Here is a 20,990-nt window from a genome sequence, read left to right as displayed (position 1 = left end):
ACTTCTTGCACTTAAATTTCACACACTAAGCTGTTCAAGGATTTTTTTCGCTTCAATCAAGTCGAGGTTGTCGACACGCTCGTTGAATCTGGAGCACACAGCATTTAAGATGCGTTTAGCATCATCCACTTTACTGCGTTTTCTCCAAAGTTTGGCCAAACTCGTGGTGGCTCGAAGTTCAAGCATTGTTGCATGCTGTTCCTGCGCGATCTTCAAGGCTTCACACAAACACTCTTCTGCTTCCTGGACTGATTCGTCGGGCTGTCTCAGCAGCAGTTCGCCTTTCAGTCGAAGCAGTTCCGCGTGCCAAAACAGTTCTCCCCCAGGGACAGCAAGCTTTAGCGCCTCCTCAATGGCGGCCAAGCCTTCGTCAATTCTATTGCTACGTAAATAGATTTCTGCCAGAAGCGCCCATGTAAACGTGTTGTTGGTACTTGCACCTGTAGCTCGGGTAGCGGAAAGCCCGTTAATTAACTTGGCGAGACCTTCTTCTTGTCCATTTTTAGCCAACGCCCAACCTTGGAAAGACGTCGCCCACGCCAACCCCAATTTATATGAGTATTGTGTGGAAACCGCAATCGCCTCGTCGGTGAGCTCCAGCGTTCTTTCCGTGTTACGAAGCGTGGAGTAAAGCCAAGACAGGGATGTTAAGGCAAAAACCAGGGTAAATGGGTGTTCCAACTCTCTCGCCATGCCAATCGCCTCCTGTGCTAGAGATTCAGCTTGGTCAACTTCGCCTAATATCCAAAATGTCCTGGCCAGGAAAGCCCTCGCGGTTATTCCGGGATCTTGGCCGTAGAAGAAGATTTGTGAACGCTGTTGATTCGGATCATGTAGGGATTTTGCGACGAGCAGATGGGTTTTTGCTTCGTCAAACCGACCAAGAAAGAAACAGCTCACACCTAAGGCATGATACGCTTCAATCAGTAAATCCAAGTTTTGCTCGTGGCGAGTCAGTGTATAGAGATTTTCAGCTAAACCGCGTGCATTGGCGAGTTGTCCTTTAACCAAATAAAAGGCCCATAATCCTCGAATGGCTAGAAATTGTTGCACGGAACCGCTGTTCTCTTGTAACAAATCCTTTGCTCTTTGGTAATTGTGTTCCACGTCGTCGGATGCATAGCCTTTGACGGATAGCATGGGGACTCCACGTGCGAGTAAGAGCTCCAACTCCAAAGCATTGCGCTCCAGGTCTTGCGGCAGATCCTTCAGCAACGCTAGCGCCTGATTAAAATGATGGAGCGCTTCGATATTGGCTGATCGTTCCGCATCGCGACGAGCCGCGCGATGCCAATAATCAATTGCCGGACCAGTCAAACCTGCCTGCTCATAATGATAAGCCAGGAGTTCCGGTTCCAGATTTGCCCATTCAGGAAACCTACCCTCTAGGGCTTCGGCAATGCGAGCATGAAGTGCTTGCCGGGGTTTTTTGGCTAGCATGCTGTAGGCCGCGTCTTGCATGAGTGCATGCTTAAAGTGGTATGTTACAAGAGGTATTTCGCCCTCTTGGAAAATAAGTCCAGACGCGACGATCAAGTCGAGGGCATTTTTCAACTGGCTGTCCGGCATTTCGGCTATGGCCTGTAACAGTTCGTAGCTGAATTCACGCCCTATTGCTGCACCGATTTGAACAATCCCTTTGGACGATCCCAACCGATCTACCCGTTCCATGAGCAACGCTTGCAAATTGTCTGGAATGGTCAATCCCTTTAAGGAACCATTCAACGTAAATGAATCGTTTCCCTCCGTTAGCAATCCAGATTCAAGCACATTTTCCGTCAATGTTTCGATATATAGCGGTATGCCATCCGCTTTAGCTAGAATCGCCTGTTGCACTTCAAGCGGAAGCGCTTTTCCTCTTGTCATCGTCGCAAGAAATTCAGCGCTATCTCGGCGTGGAAGCCGACTGAGCGTCAGGGACGTCACGTAACTGTATTCCGACCACACCGGTTTGAAGCCGGGTCGAGAGGTGATCAACAGCAACACACGCATCTGCCCGATGTGGCCCATGATTCGCATGATCAGTTCCAGCGTTGTTGGATCAAGCCAATGGGCATCTTCCACAATGAACAACACTGGGCCGTGATCGGCTTGCCCTTGTAGATATTGCACGAGTGCTTCCAGTGTCATGTCCTTGCGTTTTTCTGATAACACATTGAGCAGTGAATTCAAGTGATCGCCTTCGATCGAGAGCAGGTCCGCCAGTAATGACACCATATCCTGGTTGTGGATTGCGCTTTCGCGAGCGAGAGCATCAAGCTTTTGCAGTTGCACCTGCACGCTGTCCTGGCTTGTGAGTCCCGCAGCTTGCCGTAGAAAAGTAATCGCCGGATAGAGTACGGTATTGGTATGGTACGGTGAACATTGAAATTGAATCGTCTGGTACGGTTCATCTGCAAGGCGATCACACAGACTATGGGCCATTCTCGATTTTCCAATGCCGGCCTCACCGCTTAGGAGCATGACCTGTCCTTCGCCACCGACGGTCTCGCGCCAACGACCCAACAGGAGTGACATCTCCTGTTCTCTGCCGACAAATTTGGTTAATTGGCTGGAACGATAGGAATCAAACCGGCTGGCCGACAGCCTAATACTTAGAACCCGCCAAGCCTCGACAGACGTGTCGAACCCTTTCAGTGAAAAGACGCCAAGATTCAAGAATTCGAATTCTTTTCCGACAAGCCGTTTCGTCGCCGGATCAACGATCAATTGATCGGGTTTAGCCAGTGCTTGGAGGCGGGAAGCGAGATTTGGGGTTTCGCCGAACACTGAGCGTTCCTTGGCAATGTCCTGACCCATCAGTTCGCCGACTACAACTTGACCAGTCGCGATCCCGATTCGTACAGCAATACCGAATGGTGGATGGGGATTGTCTCGATTAAGCATCTTCACTTCATCCAGAATAGCTAGTCCGGCATGTACCCCTCGTTCCGCATCGTTTTCGTGGGCATGGGGATAGCCAAAATAGACTAACATTCCATCTCCCATATATTTTGCGATATAGCCATCGAACCGGCCAATCGCTTGGCCACAAGTGTCTAAAAAGCGCCGAATCACCTCCTGGAGATCTTCAGGATCCAACCGGCTAGACAGTGCTGTTGAATCCACAAGATCACAAAACATCACCGTCAACTGGCGACGTTCTGCTTGATCTCGTTCGGGAGGAAATGGTTGCTCTTCCGCCATGACGGCAACGGGCATAACCTTCGGATCTGTCACTTCATCGCTTTGTGACAATTGGGCAATCGCGCGCAAGAGTTTTTTTCGATGACCTAGTAAGACACCCATTCCCTTCAGATCGTCTGCATTCAGATCGGGTAGAACATCCCAAGTGATCGCGTTGTCTTGAAACGACTCGCGATACATACTGAGGCCAAGGTTATCCAGCCACGCTGATACACGATCATTCATCATGGATAACGTCGATGGTGGATGTTCCGGTTCGGCATGGGCAGGAAGCGCAAGAAGTTACTCGTTGCGGATCGTAATCCTTTAATCGATAATAGACCTATGATGAACAACCCTTCCACGGATACGATCTCTAGAATGTCCTTCACTCGAAAAATGGAACGTCGATTAGTAGGCATGCTAATGATGATTATTGCCTATCTAATCGAGAAAGCTGTGTTGCGTTCGATCAAACACAGTAACGCGAAATCTTCGGCACCAAACAATCCTGCGTCGTAAATCATTTTTATCTTCAACGCCCTCGCAACAGATCGATAATCAAACCAAGGGTCAGCAGAGCTGCGACGACCCCGAATGTAATCGGTACCCACTCGGCAACAACCGTCGACGTGGCGGTAAGTCCGCTGGCCAAAACATTGGCTACAGCAATTAAACCGAGTGTCAGGCGTCGTCCCGTGTGACGCACTATATCCTCCAGCGAATTCGCCTGGAAATTCACCACAAGCTTTGAACCGCCAGGGCGAGCACCGACGAGGGTTTCGACCGCTTCCATCACGCGCAGAACACGTACTTTCAACTTCTGCGATTGATAAACGAGTGTCTTTGGATTGAGTGCGGTACCCATGCGCTTGACCATCAAGCGTACCAAGTACTTGCCTGCTACATCGTAAGGATCGAGTTCTGGATCGAGTTCGGCAGTCGCCAGTTGTACCTGCGCCAGTGCCTTGATGGCGAGCGTGAGCGAAGCCGGTAGCGGCACCTCGTGCCGTAACGACACTGCGCTCATTTCTTGCAGCAGCGGCCCAATCTGCATCTCAGCAAGCGAGGCGGTACGATATTTTGCCATGACTTGCCCGATATCGCTTTGGAATTGAGCTACATCGAGGTTGCCGCTGTTGGTAACATTCGCCATCATCAACGTGACATCGGTGAGAAACCCGGCATCTTCCTGCCACATGGCCATCAACATTAACAAGAGATGCTCGCGAAGTTCGGTTCCTACTGCGCCAACCATTCCGAAATCGAGAAAATAGATGGAGTCTTTCCACCACATCAAATTGCCTGGATGGGGATCGGCGTGGAAGAACCCATCGACGATAATCTGTTTGTAGTAGCTCTCCAACAGTTGCCGAGCAGCCTCTATGCGCTCTGGACCATCCGGTGCCTGCTTGATTGATATGCCCTGAATCTCTTCCATAACCAATAATCGAGACGTGGACAGATCCCGATGGATTCTGGGTACGGCAAGCTGATTATAGTCTGCGAGTACTGCCTGCATCCGCTCAATATTGTCGGCCTCTTGACGGAAGTCGAGTTCACGATGGAGCGAGGTAGAGAGATGTTTGAACACGGCCTCCATATCGATCACTTGATTGAGCGCAGGACGATTTCCGACTTTCTCTGCAAACACCTCGAGCAGAGCGAGATCCTGTTCGATATCATCACGAGCGGTGGGACGCTGAACCTTGACCACGACCCGGTCCCCACTTTCGAGTGTGGCACGATGGACCTGAGCAATTGTACCTGCGGCGAGCGGATCCGGATCGATCGACTGGAATACATCCTCCCACGGAACGCCCAATTCTTGTTCAGAAACTCGCACGACCTCGCTCTCAGCCATTGGCGGCACACGAGACTGCAGTAGAGCAAGCTCCTCAATGAATTCGGCTGGAAGGAGATCGGGGCGAGTTGACAACACTTGACCGAGTTTCGAAAATACCGGACCCAGCTCTTCCAAAGCAGCACGTAAACTTTTGGCGTGCTGACGGCGAATAGACGTATCCGCTTCGTTGGATTGGCCGAAAAGCTCTTTGATGCCATGTTTCGCCATCACGGCTGTGATATGCGTAGCACGCGCCACCAATCGAGGCTCAAATGGCGGAGGTTCACCCCGCAATAGATGCGCTCGTACCGAGTCAGATGGACGTTCACCGGTAACGTGCGCAGTATTGACAATCATCACACTGCAGTGGGCACTGTGACTGATGCGATTCGGTATGTTACCAAGCAAAAACTCTTTTCGACCCGCCATGCCGAAATTACCGATCACCAGTACATCGATTGCCTCCTGCTCAGCGGAGCGCACGATCGCCAATGCTGGATCAGCATCAATGACGACAAGAGCATGACCGCGATCCCCGGCGAGCTGCTGCGCGAAGTGCGTCAGATCATTGCTGTAGGCCGTAGCGCGCGTTTGTTCGGCTTCGCCGAATTCTGTAGCGGACGGATACCGCGGCACCATCACCTGTATTACGAACAACTCTGCGTCGTAGCGATCGGCGAATTCGGCGGCCCAGTGGACGGCCTGGTCGGCGGTTTCGGAGCGGTCGGTGCCTACCATCACGCGACGTATGATATTACTCTCCATATGATTTATCATAAACGTAGTAAACCTTTTAGTAAGTACAGGATCGGTATTACAAGATCAGTTACTGTAGCAGGATTGAAATATTCTATCAGCCTGCCTTGTTTGTTTGGTTTGTCCAGTTTTTGTGGATGCATGAGACTGACGTTCTCCCGGAAAATTGATAAACCACTACGGATCATTTTCGGATTTTATACCCTGCTTTCAGCATTCGCAGTGTACACCACGATACCGCCAGGAACCATGCCACCAGAATCCCAAGGCTGAGGTAAGGTGAAACATCTGAGGTGCGAAAGAAGCCGTAGCGAAACCCGTCTACCATGTAGAAAAACGGATTCATGTACGATAATTCTCGCCAGAATGGAGGCAACGAGGGGATCGTATAGAAAACTCCCGATAAAAACGTCAGTGGCAGGACAATAAAGTTTTGCAATGCAGCAAGCTGCTCAAATTTTTCCGCCCAGATTCCCGCAATGATGCCTAAGGCGCCCAGTAACGCAGTGCCGATCAAGGCAAATGCGAATACCCATGCGAACGAGTACAGGGGAAGTTCAAAAAACGCCAGCGTCACCACGCAGATACCTAGTCCTACCACCAGGCCACGAACGACCGATGCCAGTACATAAGCAGTGAATATTTCCTGGTAAGAAAGCGGTGATAACAGCATGAAGATGTGATTGCCCGAGACCGTCGATTGAATCAGGCTTGATGAAGAGTTAGCGAAAGCGTTTTGCAACATAGCCATTATCACCAATCCCGGAATCAGAAAAACCGTGTAGGTTACACCGGGATATGCCTGCACCCGTTCTTCCAGCGCGTGAGAAAAAATCAACAGATAAAGCAAGGCAGACAACATGGGTGCAAATATGGTCTGGAACCCGACTTTCCAGAATCGCAGCAGTTCCTTGTAGAGTAGCGTAAGAAATCCATTCATATCGATGTAGACTCCAGATTCTCTGTACCGTGCATCAGCTTTACGAACACTTCTTCCAGATCAGGTTGCAATATCTGCAGATCCAGAATTCGGGTCTGGGCCGCGTGTAATGCTGTCATCACATTTCCAAGCTGAGAGTATTCCTCGATTGCCAGAACGTAGTAGCCTTGGTCGTGGCTGATTGTCAGTAGCTGTAACGCTGCCGGCAGCGTATCGGGAGATAGCCGCAGGCGTATCCGGTGTCCTGAAATGTTGCTGATGAGATTTCTGACGCTATCAAGCACAACGATACTGCCATTTTTGAGCATTGCCACGCGGTTGCATAAAGTCTCTGCTTCTTCGAGATAATGCGTAGTGAGTACAATGGTATGACCGTTGCGGTTTAATTGCTTGATGAAACGCCAAAGGGCCTGGCGCAATTCCACATCTACGCCTGCGGTGGGTTCATCCAAAACGATCACCGGAGGCTTGTGGACCAATGCCTGCGCTACCAGTACGCGCCGCTTCATGCCGCCGGACAGCAAACGCATGTTGGTATCCGCCTTATCGGCAAGGTCGAGATGATGGATTATTTCGTCTATCCAGTTGTTATTTTTCTTCAAACCATAATAACCGGATTGAAACACAAGTGTTTCCCGAACGGTAAAGAACGGATCGAATACCAGCTCCTGTGGTACCACGCCCAGCATGCGACGTGCTTCACGATACCCGGTGACGACATCGTGCCCCATTACCCTGACACTGCCGCTGCTGGCAAGGGCAAGACCTGCGATGATATTGATCAGCGTCGTCTTTCCCGCTCCATTGGGACCAAGCAAAGCAAAGAATTCGCCGGCGTTGATTTCGAGATCAACGCCGCATAAGGCATGCAATGTGCCGAAACGCTTGTGCACCTGCTTGATTTCGATTGCCGGCGTCATGGAGAAAGCTCCTTTTTAAGTGGAGAAATGACGACGGGAATGGGCCTCAACATGGCCATTCCTTGCCGGTGCCTGCGTTGTTTGCATGGGCTTACGAAATTCGTCGAGTAGCCTGGCTGAGGTGTTTTGCGAGAAATAGTTGCTCAGGTATTGATCGAAAGGGATCTCATCCGTGGCCTCGAGCTGTTTCTGTTGCGCCAGCGATGCTTTGATCTGGAGATCAAAATTCCTCTTTATCGTTGCATCCAGCGCGGCATTCCTGAAATAACGGGTGTATTCATGGGACTTCTGCAATACCAGCTCGGTAATCGACATCTTTTGCGCGCGCATGGCCGTTAGCATCCTTGCTGAAGCCGTCAACTCGGGATGGCGAATTTTTTCGATCTGCTGGTGCAATGCGCAGGTGTAGGGGGTATCGGCATTGCCGTTATCCAGGATCTCGCAGATCTCCTGCATCTGCTCACACAGCATCAGCGCCCACTGCCGTAGCGGGACTTCACGCCTGTTGTCCAGCAGCTTAAGACTTGGATCCCTGCCACGATTAGCCACCAACAATGCGTTATTGCTGATCTCGTCATGCTGCTTCAAATCATGCCCCGAATTGGGCTGAAACAAACACAAAAGACTCAGTGCCTCAAGAAAACGCATGGTTTCGATCGCAATGCCCGTAGGTTCAAACACATCCACATCCACAGAGCGTATTTCAACATATTGAATCCCCCGGCTTCCCAGCGCCTGCAGCGGCCTCTCGCCGGATTGCGTCGGCTGTTTCGGCCGCACCGAAGTGTAATACTCGTTCTCGATTTGCAGGAAATGGGTATTTAATTGCCGGTACCGGTTGCCTGCCTTTGTTCCGATCCTTTCATATTCGAGATAAGGGATCGTTGTCGCTCTGCTCAGGTCGCGGATATATTCCTCAATACTGTTAAAGGAAATATGGAACGTAGATTGAATGGGATTAAAATAGCCGATCTGGCTCATTCTCAAAGAGGTCGCGAAAGGCTTGTAATAGGAAGTTTCATCGAATTTCTCCAAGGTGCGGAAATGCGCAGACTGACGGCTATCGATGAAGCTTTTGGCGACCGCCGGGGACGAGCCGAATAAATATAGGATAAGCCAGCCATAGCGCTGCAGATTTCTGATCATTCCCATATAAGCCTGCGTCGTGAAGGATCGCAGATCGTCGACATTTTTCATGGAATGCTGGTATTGCGGCCAGAATGCCTCAGGAAGCGAGTAGTTGAAATGGATCCCGGCAATGACTTGCATGCAGCGGCCATAGCGATAGCTTAAGCCCTGCCTGTAGATGTGCTTCATCCTCCCGACATTGGAGGAACCATATTCGGCAATGGGAATGGCCGGGTTCCGTAAATCGCCGACAGGCATACTGGCCGCCAGCAATAATTCGTCATTGATATTTGCGCAGACATATTTATGCAAATCCGTCAAGGAATCCAGCACTTCCGTTCCATCCGATAATGCTGGCGTGATCAACTCAAGTAAGGCTTCAGAATAATCAGTTGTGATATTCGGATGAGTCAACGCGGCTCCAAGCTGAGCCGGATGAGGTGACAATGATATTGATCCCCCCCGGTTAATTCGGAGGCTCTCTTTTTCGATGCCTTTCAAGCCATGAATTAATAACGGCCGAAGAGATTCGTCGATAGTTGTCGCGGTTGTTGTGCGTTCGCTGCAAGATAATTGCTTTGACATTTATCCTCCGATAGTGCTTGCAATAAAGTAGTCAAAGTATAGGCCTGAGAACGGATGACGTGTAGTCTGCTAAATAGTTATCAGGGTTCTATTTTTGAAACGATGAAGAATGCAATAGCAGAAATGGATCCGTTGCGCAGGTTCTGGTAGTGTTAACAGGCCCTAGTCCTCGTGCAGTATCTCGAAACGTTGTGTGAGAAAATCGATCAATGCTCGTACGGATGGCAGAAGACCGCGCCGGGACGGAAACACCGCATGAATGATTTCCCGGCGTGGCGCCCAATCCGGCACAAGCCTGACGAGTGAACCAGCCGCCAGCTGATCCCGCGCTATGACTATCGGTAGCTGCACTACGCCCACACCGGCCACTGCGGCATCTCTCAGCGCAATCATGTCCGTCGTCACGAAGCGTGGCGTGTGATGAAGCGTTACGTGCGCGTCATCTGGCCCATGTAGCGTCCAGGCGTGGATTTGTTGCAGGACCCCTAGGCCCATGCTCGGCCAGGTGTTCAAAGCAGCTGGTGCAGCAGGGAGGCCGAGCCGGTCGACAAGGGCCGGACTGGCTACCAGGCATTGGCCTCGATCAGTCAGAACACGCATAACCAGGTTGCTATCCTGCAGAGGCGGTGGCCGCACACGAAGGGCGATGTCGACCGACTCATTGACCAGATCGACACGTCGATTGGTCGCTTCCATCTGTACCGTGACGTGCGGATAGCGCGCCATGAAATCGGCCAGCATCACTCCCACATAAGCATTTACCAGCGGTATGGGGCATGTCATCCGGATTACACCTCGGGGTTCGGCTGTTAACGTGTCTATTGCTTCCTGGGCTCTCTCAGCCTCCACCAGCATCGCCTTGCAATGCGTGTAATAAGCCTCGCCGGCATCGGTAACTGCAAAGTGACGTGTCGAGCGCTGGATCAGGCGCACACCCAAGCGTTCCTCCAACTTGGCGATGCGGCGGCTAAGCTTCGATTTCGGCATACTCAGGACCCGGCCTGCCGGAGCAAAGCCGCCATGATCCACGGCTTGGACGTAGTAATAGAGATCATTCAGGTCTTGCATAGGAATTACCTATTTATTGTTTCAAAAATAGAACTCTGATAATTAATTTAGCAGACTACACGTCATCCGTTCTCAGACCTATACTTTAACCACTTGCTAATCGCAGGCAATATTTGCCAATCGCGCTAGCAAGAGATTCTCTACAGAAAGAAATGGTAGCGAGCTATTCAAAAGGGGTGCTGAAATGGCAACAAAGTACGAAGATTGCAGTAATTTAATTATTCAGAAGCAGTATTCGTGTTTCCAGCATGCCGTCATCGCACGAATCAGCGATGTATAAGTTTGGCCCGCTGGATCTGCTTAGAGTAGCACTATTCTGGAATGGGTTTCAAACCTTTGCCTGACAGGTGAGGTATTTGCTAGAGCGAGTGGTGTGACGGGACTTATCCTCATTTGATATTTATGGAGAATGAAACGAACGCCATTGGCACTACTGTCGGCATATCAGCACCATGCCTCTGATTGGCATCTCTCAACATTAAACCGCAATGCAAAAGGAGTTTTACCATGTCCACACAATCAAACGTCGAACGTACGCTGTACGGATTCTGGCTCTCACCTTATATGTGCCAAGTTGCGCATATCCTCTCGGAAACCGGTCTAGCTTATCAATATGAACGAGTGTCTCCATTTCAAGGGAGCACGCTCAAGCCAGAGCACATGGAACGAAATCCTCTTGGGAAAATTCCCACTCTTAGGGATGTCAATGGTATTGATATTTCGGAAAGTCACGCAATCTGTCGTTATCTCGCGAGAATCTACCCAGAAACACGAAAATTTTATCCTATTGATGATCCAATGCTCTGTGCAGAGGTCGATGCCAAGAATGACTTCATCACTTTCTCCATAGCAGGTCCATTCTTCAACTGGTTTGTTGTCAGCGGATATTTTCCAAAAGCTTGGAAACTCAAGATTGAAAAAGAAGCGCATATTTATAATCTATTTTCTGTCTTGCTGAGCAAAATGTGGCTATCCCGACTAGTTAGTGGCTCAAGAATGGAGCCATTCCTACTTGGCAAAGAACCTTTTCTGCCAGATTTCCAGTTGTTCTACACGCTCGAGCTTAGCCAAATGTTTTCTGAACTGTTCGAAATACCAGAGATGCATCTGTTTCGAGACGACCCAGCATTGCAGACGTTTTACGATGCTATGTGCGAGCGTCCTTCTACCCAAAAAATACTGGTGGCTAAAGAATTGGAACTGGATGTTACGAAGAAGGAACTCTACGGTGGGTTTGGTGCGGCCTATCTTGACAAGCATATCGACAGACGAATCCTTGGAGGACTATTCGGACGTGAAGTCTGACCCACACATACTGCTGATCATCTGAATATGATCTTGCATCTACTGCACTTTCGCAAGGGATCAAGGACCTCTTCTGGCGGTCTATTTTACCGTTCAGCAGCATATTCGCCTAAACATCCGATTTGCGTAAAATGAACTTTAAAAAAAGAGTATTTATTTTTTCTATATGCCACTCAAGATATTGAATTATTGACTATTTTCTGTCCTGTTGCTATAAATTTCTTGATATATGGAATGGTTTTGTCAGGCTTTCGCAGCGCCAGGTACAATTTCTGAAATAGTCCTTTTTTGCCGATCCGGATTTTTTTGAGCCTGAGGTCTTTGTTTTTAATATCGACGAGCCATTCCGGTAGTACGCAAACGCCACGTTTGAGCGCGGTCGTTTGCAGCATGATTTCGAGTGATTCAATTTGTTTGATTTTTTCCGGTGCTAAGTGCGCGGGTGTTAAGAAATGCGTCAGGATATCCAATCTTTCCAGTGGCACGGGGAAAGTCAGCAAGGTTTCCTGACTCAAATGTTCTGGCGTGAGTTGTTTAATGTTTGCCAGCGGATGGTCGGTAGAAGCGAGCAATACCAGCTGGTATTCCGCCAGAATTTCATAATCAATATGTGCTTTTTTCACGAGATCGGGCGTGATCAACACATCGATATGATGATTGAGTAATCCTTCCAAGCCTGAGAATTGGAATTTTTGCACAATGTCGATATCGATATCGGGCAGTTGCTGCATGAATTGTCCGATCATTCCGGTGAGCCATTCAAAGCAGGGATAGCATTCAACGCCAATGCGTAAAATCCCTTGCCGGCCTTCGCTATATGCGGCAAGCGTTTTTTCCGCCTGCGACAAAACTGGCAAAACCTGATTGGCCACTTCCAATAGCAATGTGCCCGCCTGGGTCAGGCGCAAGCTGCGGCCCTCGCGTTCCCATAGTGTTATCCCTAATTTCTTTTCCAGATAACTGATTTGATGCGATAAAGCAGGCTGGCTCAGACATAGCGCATTGGCAGCTTCGGTCAGTGTGCCATTGGCATGCAGCGCTTGGATGATTTTAAGGTGACTGTGCTCAATCATCTATGAGAAATCCTTATTGGAATGTCAAAACTTATCATTATTATTCATTACTCATTGTTCATACAATAGCCGGACTATTATTAATCGTTGAGTGGTGATGGAATCATGGTAACAACACATAATCTTGGTTTTCCAAGGATCGGTAGAAATCGGGAATTAAAATTCGCGTTAGAAAAATACTGGAAAGGCGCGCTTTCTGAACAAGCTTTATTAGAAATTGCAGCAGCGCTGCGAGCGCAGCATTGGCAAGCCCAGGCTGCGCTCGACTGGATTCCGGTAGGCGATTTCTCGTTATACGATCATGTGCTGGATACCAGTTTCATGTTGGGTAATATTCCGTCGCGTGTCAGTACTTTGCCCGGCGACGAGATAGACAGCTATTTTCGCGTGGCAAGAGGGCGTTCCGTCAGTGACAATGCCGCTTGCTCCTGTGTTAATGCCGGTGAAATGACGAAGTGGTTTGATACCAACTACCATTACATCGTGCCGGAATTTGACAAGAATACGCGATTCTCATTACATGCTGGTCATTTACTGGAGCAAATTCAGCAAGCGAAGCAACTGAATTATCAAATAAAGCCGGTGATTCTCGGTCCGGTCACTTATCTATGGTTGGGAAAATCCAAAGACGGCTCAGATAAGCTGGCACTGCTAGATGATTTGCTGAGTGTCTACGCGCAATTGTTACATGAACTCAAAAATGCGGACATTCAATGGGTGCAGATTGATGAGCCGGTGTTGGTCATGGAACTGACCCAGGAGTGGAAGCATGCATTGAGACAAGCGTATTATCAGTTGCAAGCCGCATCCCCCAATCTGCTATTGACGACTTACTTCGGACAATTGCAGGATAATCTGCAATTAGCCTGTGAATTGCCAGTGAGTGGATTGCATCTGGATACCACCACAGCCTACGACGAAGTGGCTAAAGTCATTGATTGGTTGCCCAGCCATAAAATTCTGTCTTTGGGTGTCGTCAACGGGCGCAATATCTGGAAAACCGACCTGACGAAAACACTGGATTGGCTGGAACCTATCCATGCGCGCTTACAGGATCGTCTTTGGCTTGCGCCTTCATGTTCATTGCTGCATGTGCCAGTCGATCTGGATAGCGAACAGAAGTTAGATGTGGAAATTCGCTCGTGGCTAGCGTTTGCGGTACAGAAATTAGGTGAAATTGAACTACTGGCAAACGCGCTTGATCATGGCAGAGATAGCGTTGCGGCAGCGTTGTGGGAGAATAGCGCGGCGGTAATCAGCCGCAAACAATCCAAGCGCGTGCATCAGGCAGCCGTAAAAGGGCGCGTGCTTGAAATCGATGATGCGATGGGTGCGCGCCAATCGCCGTACCATCAACGTACCATCGTGCAACGGAAAAAATTTCAGTTACCGCCTTTTCCGACGACGACCATCGGATCTTTTCCGCAAACACAGGAAATCCGCCAAACACGGCGTGATTTCCGCGAGGGCAGGTTATCAGAGTCGGCATATCATCAGGCGATGCGGAAAGAAATTGAAATTTGCGTGCACGAGCAAGAAGCATTGGGGTTGGATGTCCTGGTGCACGGCGAACCTGAACGTAACGACATGGTGGAGTATTTTGGCGAACAATTGGCGGGTTATGTCTTTACCCAGCTTGGTTGGGTGCAATCGTATGGATCGCGTTGCGTGAAACCGCCGATTATTTATGGCGATGTTTTACATTCACAAGCCATCACCACGGAATGGATTCAATACGCTCAGTCGCTCACTAGTAAACCGATGAAAGGCATGTTGACTGGGCCCGTGACAATGTTGAATTGGTCCTTTGTACGCGATGATCAACTCCGTGCAGATACGTGCATGCAATTGGCGCTGGCGATACGCGATGAGGTGCTGGCATTGGAAAAGGCAGGTATTAGCATTATCCAGATTGATGAAGCCGCATTGCGAGAGGGTCTGCCGCTAAGAAAATCGCAATGGAGCGATTATCTGGACTGGGCGATCCGTGCGTTTCGCGTGACTGCTAATGGCGTAAGCGACGCAACACAGATCCACACGCACATGTGTTATTCGGAATTCAATGACATCATGGCGGCCATCGCGCGCATGGATGCGGATGTGATTACGATTGAAACTTCCCGCTCGGATATGGAACTGCTCGATGCATTCGATCAGTTTCATTATCCGAACGAAATCGGTCCGGGCGTGTATGATATCCATTCGCCCAATATTCCTTCCATCGATTCAATCATCGAACTGATGGAAAAAGCCGCACAACGCATACCGGCCGAGCGATTATGGGTGAATCCGGATTGTGGATTAAAAACACGCAATTGGGATGAAGTGAAGCCAGCGTTGCGCAATATGATTGCAGCGAGTCGGCATCTATCCACTCATTTGAGCGCTGCGCGGACCGGCTAAATTTGACTTGGCAGTGTTATTTAGCGATGATATACAGCGTACTTTATCTATCTCGGTTTAACAGGAGTAATCATGACAACCAATACCATACTCAAACAAAAAATCAATGCCATTATTGGCGAGAAACATCTGCTCAAGCATCCTTTTTATGTTGCTTGGACCGAAGGTAAACTGACTAAAGAGCAACTGCGTCATTATGCCGAGCAGTATTTTTACAATGTACTGGCTGAGCCCACCTATTTAAGTGCGGTGCATTTCAATACACCGCATATTCATGCAGAAACGAATAGTGGAGATATCAGCGTACGGCAGGAAGTATTGAAAAACCTGATCGACGAAGAACACGGTGAGAAAAATCATCCGGCATTATGGAAAAACTTTGCGTTTGCCTTGGGTGCAAATGATAAAAGTTTGGCAAATGCTGCCGCATTGCCGACGACAGAGAACTTGGTTGCCACATTCCGGGATATTTGCTTAAACCGTCCGTTTTATGCCGGATTGGCTGCATTGCATGCATTTGAATCGCAAGTGCCTGACATCGCCGCCGTGAAAATTGATGGCTTGGCAAAATTCTACGGCATGAAAAATCCTGAAGATTATGAATTTTTCTCGGTGCATGAAAAAGCCGATGTTTATCATTCGCAAGCCGAGTGGGCAATCATCGAGCGCTTTGCCGACACCCCGGAAAAGCAGGCTGAAGTGCTGGCAGCTACCAAAGAAGCGTGTGACGCATTGTGGGGTTTTCTGGATGGTATCCACGAAACGTATTGCGCCAATTTGATCTGCGAGCAAAAAGAGGTCGCGACAGTACACTAAAGATGTAAAGCTTACGGCAAGCTCAACACGAACGCATCATGACGTCTGTGCTGAACTTGCCGGATTAACATAACCGGCTACGGTGTCATGGAAGCCAATTGATAACACTTCGCACGATCCGTGCAATCCACAGTCAACGCACGATAAATGTTGTTCCATTGCACCTTATTTCAAGATTCCAAACGGTCAACATGCCAACTTCAAAAATCTTTGCGAACAATTTGTTGCCAGGGCAAATAAAGAGCAGAAATGTCTTTATTATGGATTCAGTTTTAATGGCGATGAAGCGTATTGCCGCGAAGGGTACGAGGATGCGGAAGGAGTGTTGATGCATCTGGATAATGTGGGCGATCTGCTGGATAAGGTGTTCAGTATTGCTGAACTTGTGCGCTTGGAAATCCATGGACCGGAACAAGAATTAAAGAAGCTGTATGAACCGCTGGCACAATTCAAGCCGCAGTTTTTTATTCTGGAATATGGGTTTCGTCGGTAACTTTGCTAACCCAAGATAAACGATCAGCTATTGCTGCGGGCATTTTCGATACCTGTCTCGATCGCATCCAGCATCATCCCTGCCACATGGAATCCCGTTTGCCGGGTGATTTCCTGCATACCGGTCGGACTGGTGACATTAATTTCCGTCAGGTAATCGCCAATCACATCCAATCCAACCAGCATTAAGCCACGTCCGGCCAGTTCCGGTCCGAGTGATTCCGCGATTTCCTTGTCGCGCGTGGATAATGGTTGCGTTGTTCCAGTACCGCCGGCAGCCAGATTGCCGCGTGTTTCACCCGGTTTCGGAACGCGTGCCAGTGCATAAGGCACCGCTTTGCCGGCAATCAGGAGTATGCGCTTGTCCCCTTGCGCAATTTCAGGAATATAGCGCTGCGCCATGATGGTGCGTGTTCCATAGTGGGTGAGTGTTTCGAGAATCACATTGATGTTGTGATCGGCGCTGTGAACGCGAAACACGCTGGCGCCGCCCATGCCGTCCAGCGGTTTCAGGATGATATCCTGATGGTTGCTGAGAAATTCCCTGATCAAATGCGCCTGACTGGTGACCAGGGTGGGGGCGATAAATTGTGCAAATTTTGTGATGGCCAATTTTTCATTGTGATCGCGGATGCTGCGCGGACTGTTGATGACCAATGCGCCTTGCGTTTCCGCCAGCTCCAATAAATAGGTGCTGTAAACATACTCCATATCAAAGGGCGGATCTTTGCGCATCAGAATCGCATCGAACTCATATAAAGGCATGGCCGACGTATCGCTGGTGTGATACCAGTGACCATCTTGGTGAGGCGTATCCGTTAAAGTCAGAGCGCGACAGAAGCCCGTGACGGTATTATTCAACAATGCAAGATCATGCTGATAGAGCACGTGAATTTGATGGTTCCTGGCAATGGCCTCGCAGATCATTGCGAAACTTGAGTCTTTGCTGGTTTTGATAGAATCCAGCTGATCAATGATAAAAGCAAGTTTCATGTTTGCTTCAACCAGGAATTTCAGAGCTATCTTGTTCTAATTCTAATGCTGCAGCCAGCAAAGCAAGGCGTGCAACCACACCGTATGCGTAAAACCGATTGGGAATGGAATCGGGCTGCGCGGCATTTTCAGGTACCACACAAGCGGTTTCAAATGCCAACGGAACAAAATGCATGCCGGGAGCATTCAGGTTTTCATCAATGCCGCGCCCGGTATGTACCCGGTAAAACCCGCCGACGACATGGCGGTCAATCATGTAAATGACCGGTTCCGCGACAGCTTGGTTGATATTTTCAAATGTGTAAACACCTTCTTGCACCAATACATTGGAAACCTGTAATCCTTCTTTTACCACAGCCATTTTATTGCGTTGCTTGCGGTTGAGCTTATAAATATCCGCGCCATCCTTGACGGTCATAATGCCCATACCGTAAGTACCTGAGTCGGCCTTGACGATGACGAAAGGATCTTCTTTGACATTATACTGCTGATATTTTTTTTGGATTACAGAGAGAATTCGATTGACAGAACTGGCTACGCAATCCTCTCCCTGTTTTTCGCGGAAGTCGATTTCACCACACGAAGTAAACCGTGGATTGATCAACCAAGGATCGATGTCGATCAGGTCAGCAAATTCTTGCGCGACTCGATCATACGCGGCAAAGTGATTGGATTTTCGTCGTGTTGCCCATCCAGCATGTAAAGGTGGAATAATAATTTGGTTCAAGTTTCGCAGAATTTCCGGGATACCGGTCGATAAATCATTGTTCAGAAGTACCGCACAGGGATCGAAGTTACTGACACCTAGCTTATTATCTTTACGTATGATGGGTTCGAGTGTGATGGTTTGCCCATCCGGCAAATCAATTTTGGTGGCGGTGGTGATTTCAGGCAGCAAGCTACCAATGCGCACATTTAGTCCGGCGTGTTGCATGATATTCTGCAACGTTGCGATGTTTTGTAAGTAAAACGTATTGCGGGTATGGTTTTCCGGTATCAATAACAGGCTATGTGCATCGGGGCATATCTTTTCGATAGCGTTCATCATTGCCTGTACGCATAACGGAATAAACTCCGGATTGAGATTATTGAAACCGCCAGGAAACAAGTTGGTGTCAACAGGCGCCAATTTAAAACCGCTATTGCGCAAATCGACCGAGCAATAAAAAGGTACCGTGTGTTCGCGCCATTTGCTCCTTAACCAGTGTTCGATGGTTGGCATGGCATTGATGATACGATTTTCAAGGTCGAGGATGGGGCCACGCAGGGCAGTAGAAAGATGAGGTACTGGCATTTCCGTATGAAGTATTAAACCAGCGCGATTATAGCATTATGTGTTGAATAGATTGTGGTCAGTCCGATCCTAAAGTATTGTACGACTTTCCTTGCATTTAGTTAGATTGCTTGTTACCCATGCTGAATCCCTTACAACCTGTTCTCATTTTGTTAGCTACCGCGGTATTGGCCGTCGTTGTTTTTCGTTTATTGCGGCTGCCGCCCATGCTGGGGTATTTGCTTGCGGGGGTCATCATCGGGCCTCATGCTTTGGGGTGGATCGCTGAAAGTGATGAAACGCGTCATCTGGCAGAATTTGGGGTGGTATTTTTGATGTTTAGTATCGGTCTTGAGTTCAGTTTGCCTAAGCTTATTGCCATGAAACGTATTGTGTTTGGTTTTGGTACCGCACAAGTTGTTATTAGCATTTTATTAGTGATGGCTGTCGCCTGGGTACTTGGACTGGATTGGCGTGTTGGATTTGTATTAGGAGGCGCTTTGGCGATGTCTTCCACCGCCATCGTGATTAAGATGCTGGCAGAACGGCTAGAGCTTAATTCCGCCCATGGCAGGCAGATTATTGGGGCATTGTTACTTCAAGACCTGATGGTTATTCCAATGCTCATTATTCTTCCCGCATTGGCAACCGAAATTGATCGTGATACCAATGATCTTCTGGTTGCCATGCTGAAGGTGATGATCGTGCTGGCAATTATTTTGTTTTTAGGGCAGCGGCTCATGCGTCCCTGGCTTCATGTAGTTGCCCGTCAGAGATCGTCGGAATTATTCGTGTTGAATGTGTTGTTGATTACTTTGGGACTCGCATGGTTGACCCAATTGGCGGGTTTGTCGTTGGCGCTAGGCGCATTTCTTGCGGGTATGCTCATTTCCGAAACGGAATATCGTTATCAGGTTGAAGACGATATCAAACCGTTTCGCGACATTTTACTGGGTTTGTTTTTTGTGACGATTGGCATGCTATTGGATATACACGTAGTCGTTGAAAATTTTCTTTGGGTATTTGTTATTCTGGTAGCACTTATTCTAGCCAAAGTGATCGTGATTACTGGGCTGTCACGTTTATTGTGTACGGATTTCAGTGTGGCGGCTAGAACCGGGATGAGTCTGGCGCAAGCGGGAGAGTTTGGATTTGTGTTGCTGGCACAAGCCGGCTCAAGTGGGCTGATTGAAAATCCGGTACTGCAGCCGGTACTGGCTGCCATGGTGTTGTCGATGCTTATCGCCCCCTTCCTGATTGAGTATAGTGAATCGATGATGCGACGCTTTTACAGATCTGAGTGGATGCATCGAGCCATGCAGATCACATCGATCGCGACTCAAACCATGGCAACACAAGATCATGTCATTATTTGCGGTTATGGGCGCAGTGGCCAGAGTATCTCACGGATATTGGAGCAGGAATCCATACCGTTCATCGCTTTGGATCTTGATCCGCAGCGTATCCGTGAAGCGACTACAGCGGGAGAGTCCGTTGTTTATGGTGATGCAGCACGACGCGAAGTGCTCATTGCTGCAGGTTTGATGCGCGCAAAAGTATTGGTGGTGAGTTATGCCGATACTGTTTCCGCCTTAAAAATCCTCAGATATGTCCAAGAATTACGTCCGGAATTATCCGTAGTTGTTCGGACGCATGATGATAGTAATATTGATATTTTGAAGGAAGCTGGCGCAACGGAAGTTGTCGCAGAGATCATGGAAGGGAGTTTAATGCTGGCATCTCACGCACTTATGTTTGTTGACATATCGACCGGACGTATTTTACGACGCATAAAAAAAATTCGTGAGCAGCGCTACAATTTGTTACGTGGTTTCTATTATGGCGTGACTGATGAGGTAGACGATGGTAGCGAGAAAATATTTCCACGGTTATTAACGATTACCCTGATTCCAGGTGCGGCAGCTATCAATAAAACTTTGGGAGATATTGATTTGACAAGCCTGGCGGTTGAAGTGACTGCGGTAAGAAGGCGCAATATTCGCGGTTTGTTACCTACTAGCGAGACAAGATTGGAAGCAGGTGATGTTATGGTGCTTAAAGGTACACAAGAAAATTTGGCTGCTGCTGAGATGAAATTGCTACAAGGCTAATAACCCTGATTTCATTGTGATAGTAGGCTATTAAGAATGGACAGTTTTCCTCAGAAAGTGTATAGTCGCGCTTCCGCCCTTTGCTCTTAAAGGGCAGGTGTTGATGTAGCCTCAAC

At 48.7% G+C, this 20,990-nt stretch carries 14 protein-coding genes; 5 read left to right on the top strand and 9 right to left on the bottom strand.

Going from position 1 to position 20,990, the window contains the following annotated elements; genetic code table 11:
• Positions 1 to 18: 18 nt before the first annotated feature.
• The 6 genes from C8R34_RS10150 to C8R34_RS10120 all read right to left on the bottom strand — a co-directional run bounded on the left by C8R34_RS10150 (position 19) and on the right by C8R34_RS10120 (position 10,408).
• The gene (locus C8R34_RS10150) at positions 19 to 3,414 is read right to left on the bottom strand and encodes an adenylate/guanylate cyclase domain-containing protein (protein WP_110340347.1); all 3,396 of its coding nucleotides are present in this window, start codon (positions 3,412 to 3,414) and stop codon (positions 19 to 21) included.
• Between the two features lie 286 nt (positions 3,415 to 3,700).
• The gene (locus tag C8R34_RS10140) at positions 3,701 to 5,776 is read right to left on the bottom strand and encodes an AarF/UbiB family protein (protein ID WP_258364455.1); all 2,076 of its coding nucleotides are present in this window, start codon (positions 5,774 to 5,776) and stop codon (positions 3,701 to 3,703) included.
• Positions 5,777 to 5,951: 175 nt separating this feature from the next.
• Positions 5,952 to 6,707, bottom strand: a complete 756-nt coding sequence (locus tag C8R34_RS10135; protein WP_110340341.1) for an ABC transporter permease — start codon at positions 6,705 to 6,707, stop codon at positions 5,952 to 5,954.
• Positions 6,704 to 7,627 (bottom strand): ABC transporter ATP-binding protein, encoded by a 924-nt coding sequence (locus C8R34_RS10130; RefSeq protein ID WP_110340339.1) that lies wholly within the window; start codon positions 7,625 to 7,627, stop codon positions 6,704 to 6,706. The genes C8R34_RS10135 and C8R34_RS10130 overlap by 4 nt, the downstream gene beginning before the upstream one ends.
• Positions 7,628 to 7,642: 15 nt before the next feature.
• Positions 7,643 to 9,340, bottom strand: coding sequence for a glutamate--cysteine ligase (gene gshA, locus C8R34_RS10125; protein ID WP_110340337.1), 1,698 nt, complete (start codon positions 9,338 to 9,340; stop codon positions 7,643 to 7,645).
• Positions 9,341 to 9,502: 162 nt separating this feature from the next.
• Positions 9,503 to 10,408, bottom strand: coding sequence for a LysR family transcriptional regulator (locus C8R34_RS10120; RefSeq protein ID WP_110340335.1), 906 nt, complete (start codon positions 10,406 to 10,408; stop codon positions 9,503 to 9,505).
• Between the two features lie 507 nt (positions 10,409 to 10,915).
• Here C8R34_RS10120 and C8R34_RS10115 point away from each other — a divergent pair.
• Complete coding sequence (locus C8R34_RS10115) at positions 10,916 to 11,713, top strand: glutathione S-transferase family protein (protein WP_110340333.1); 798 nt, start codon at positions 10,916 to 10,918, stop codon at positions 11,711 to 11,713.
• Between the two features lie 173 nt (positions 11,714 to 11,886).
• Here C8R34_RS10115 and C8R34_RS10110 read toward each other — a convergent pair whose 3' ends face one another.
• The gene (locus C8R34_RS10110) at positions 11,887 to 12,786 is read right to left on the bottom strand and encodes a LysR family transcriptional regulator (protein WP_110340331.1); all 900 of its coding nucleotides are present in this window, start codon (positions 12,784 to 12,786) and stop codon (positions 11,887 to 11,889) included.
• Positions 12,787 to 12,891: 105 nt separating this feature from the next.
• Between C8R34_RS10110 and metE the strand changes: the two genes are divergently transcribed.
• From metE to C8R34_RS10095, 3 genes are all read left to right on the top strand, one after another.
• Positions 12,892 to 15,189 (top strand): 5-methyltetrahydropteroyltriglutamate--homocysteine S-methyltransferase, encoded by a 2,298-nt coding sequence (gene metE, locus C8R34_RS10105; protein WP_110340329.1) that lies wholly within the window; start codon positions 12,892 to 12,894, stop codon positions 15,187 to 15,189.
• 72 nt (positions 15,190 to 15,261) lie between these two features.
• Positions 15,262 to 16,005, top strand: a complete 744-nt coding sequence (locus C8R34_RS10100) for a CADD family putative folate metabolism protein (RefSeq protein WP_110340327.1) — start codon at positions 15,262 to 15,264, stop codon at positions 16,003 to 16,005.
• Positions 16,006 to 16,087: 82 nt separating this feature from the next.
• Positions 16,088 to 16,498, top strand: coding sequence for a hypothetical protein (locus C8R34_RS10095; RefSeq protein ID WP_258364454.1), 411 nt, complete (start codon positions 16,088 to 16,090; stop codon positions 16,496 to 16,498).
• A 23-nt stretch (positions 16,499 to 16,521) separates the two neighbouring features.
• On the opposite strand, the gene gshB is transcribed toward C8R34_RS10095, so the two are convergent.
• Both gshB and gshA (C8R34_RS10085) read right to left on the bottom strand, forming a co-directional pair.
• Positions 16,522 to 17,490, bottom strand: coding sequence for a glutathione synthase (gshB, locus tag C8R34_RS10090; RefSeq protein ID WP_110340325.1), 969 nt, complete (start codon positions 17,488 to 17,490; stop codon positions 16,522 to 16,524).
• Positions 17,491 to 17,497: 7 nt separating this feature from the next.
• Positions 17,498 to 18,784, bottom strand: a complete 1,287-nt coding sequence (gshA, locus tag C8R34_RS10085; RefSeq protein ID WP_110340323.1) for a glutamate--cysteine ligase — start codon at positions 18,782 to 18,784, stop codon at positions 17,498 to 17,500.
• Between the two features lie 119 nt (positions 18,785 to 18,903).
• Here gshA (C8R34_RS10085) and C8R34_RS10080 point away from each other — a divergent pair, with 119 nt between their 5' ends.
• Positions 18,904 to 20,874 (top strand): monovalent cation:proton antiporter family protein, encoded by a 1,971-nt coding sequence (locus C8R34_RS10080; protein ID WP_110340321.1) that lies wholly within the window; start codon positions 18,904 to 18,906, stop codon positions 20,872 to 20,874.
• Positions 20,875 to 20,990: the final 116 nt, after the last annotated feature.

The organism is Nitrosomonas sp. Nm84 (assembly GCF_003201565.1).
Classification (GTDB): Bacteria; Pseudomonadota; Gammaproteobacteria; order Burkholderiales; family Nitrosomonadaceae; genus Nitrosomonas.
This window is presented reverse-complemented; position numbering and strand designations above follow the sequence as displayed.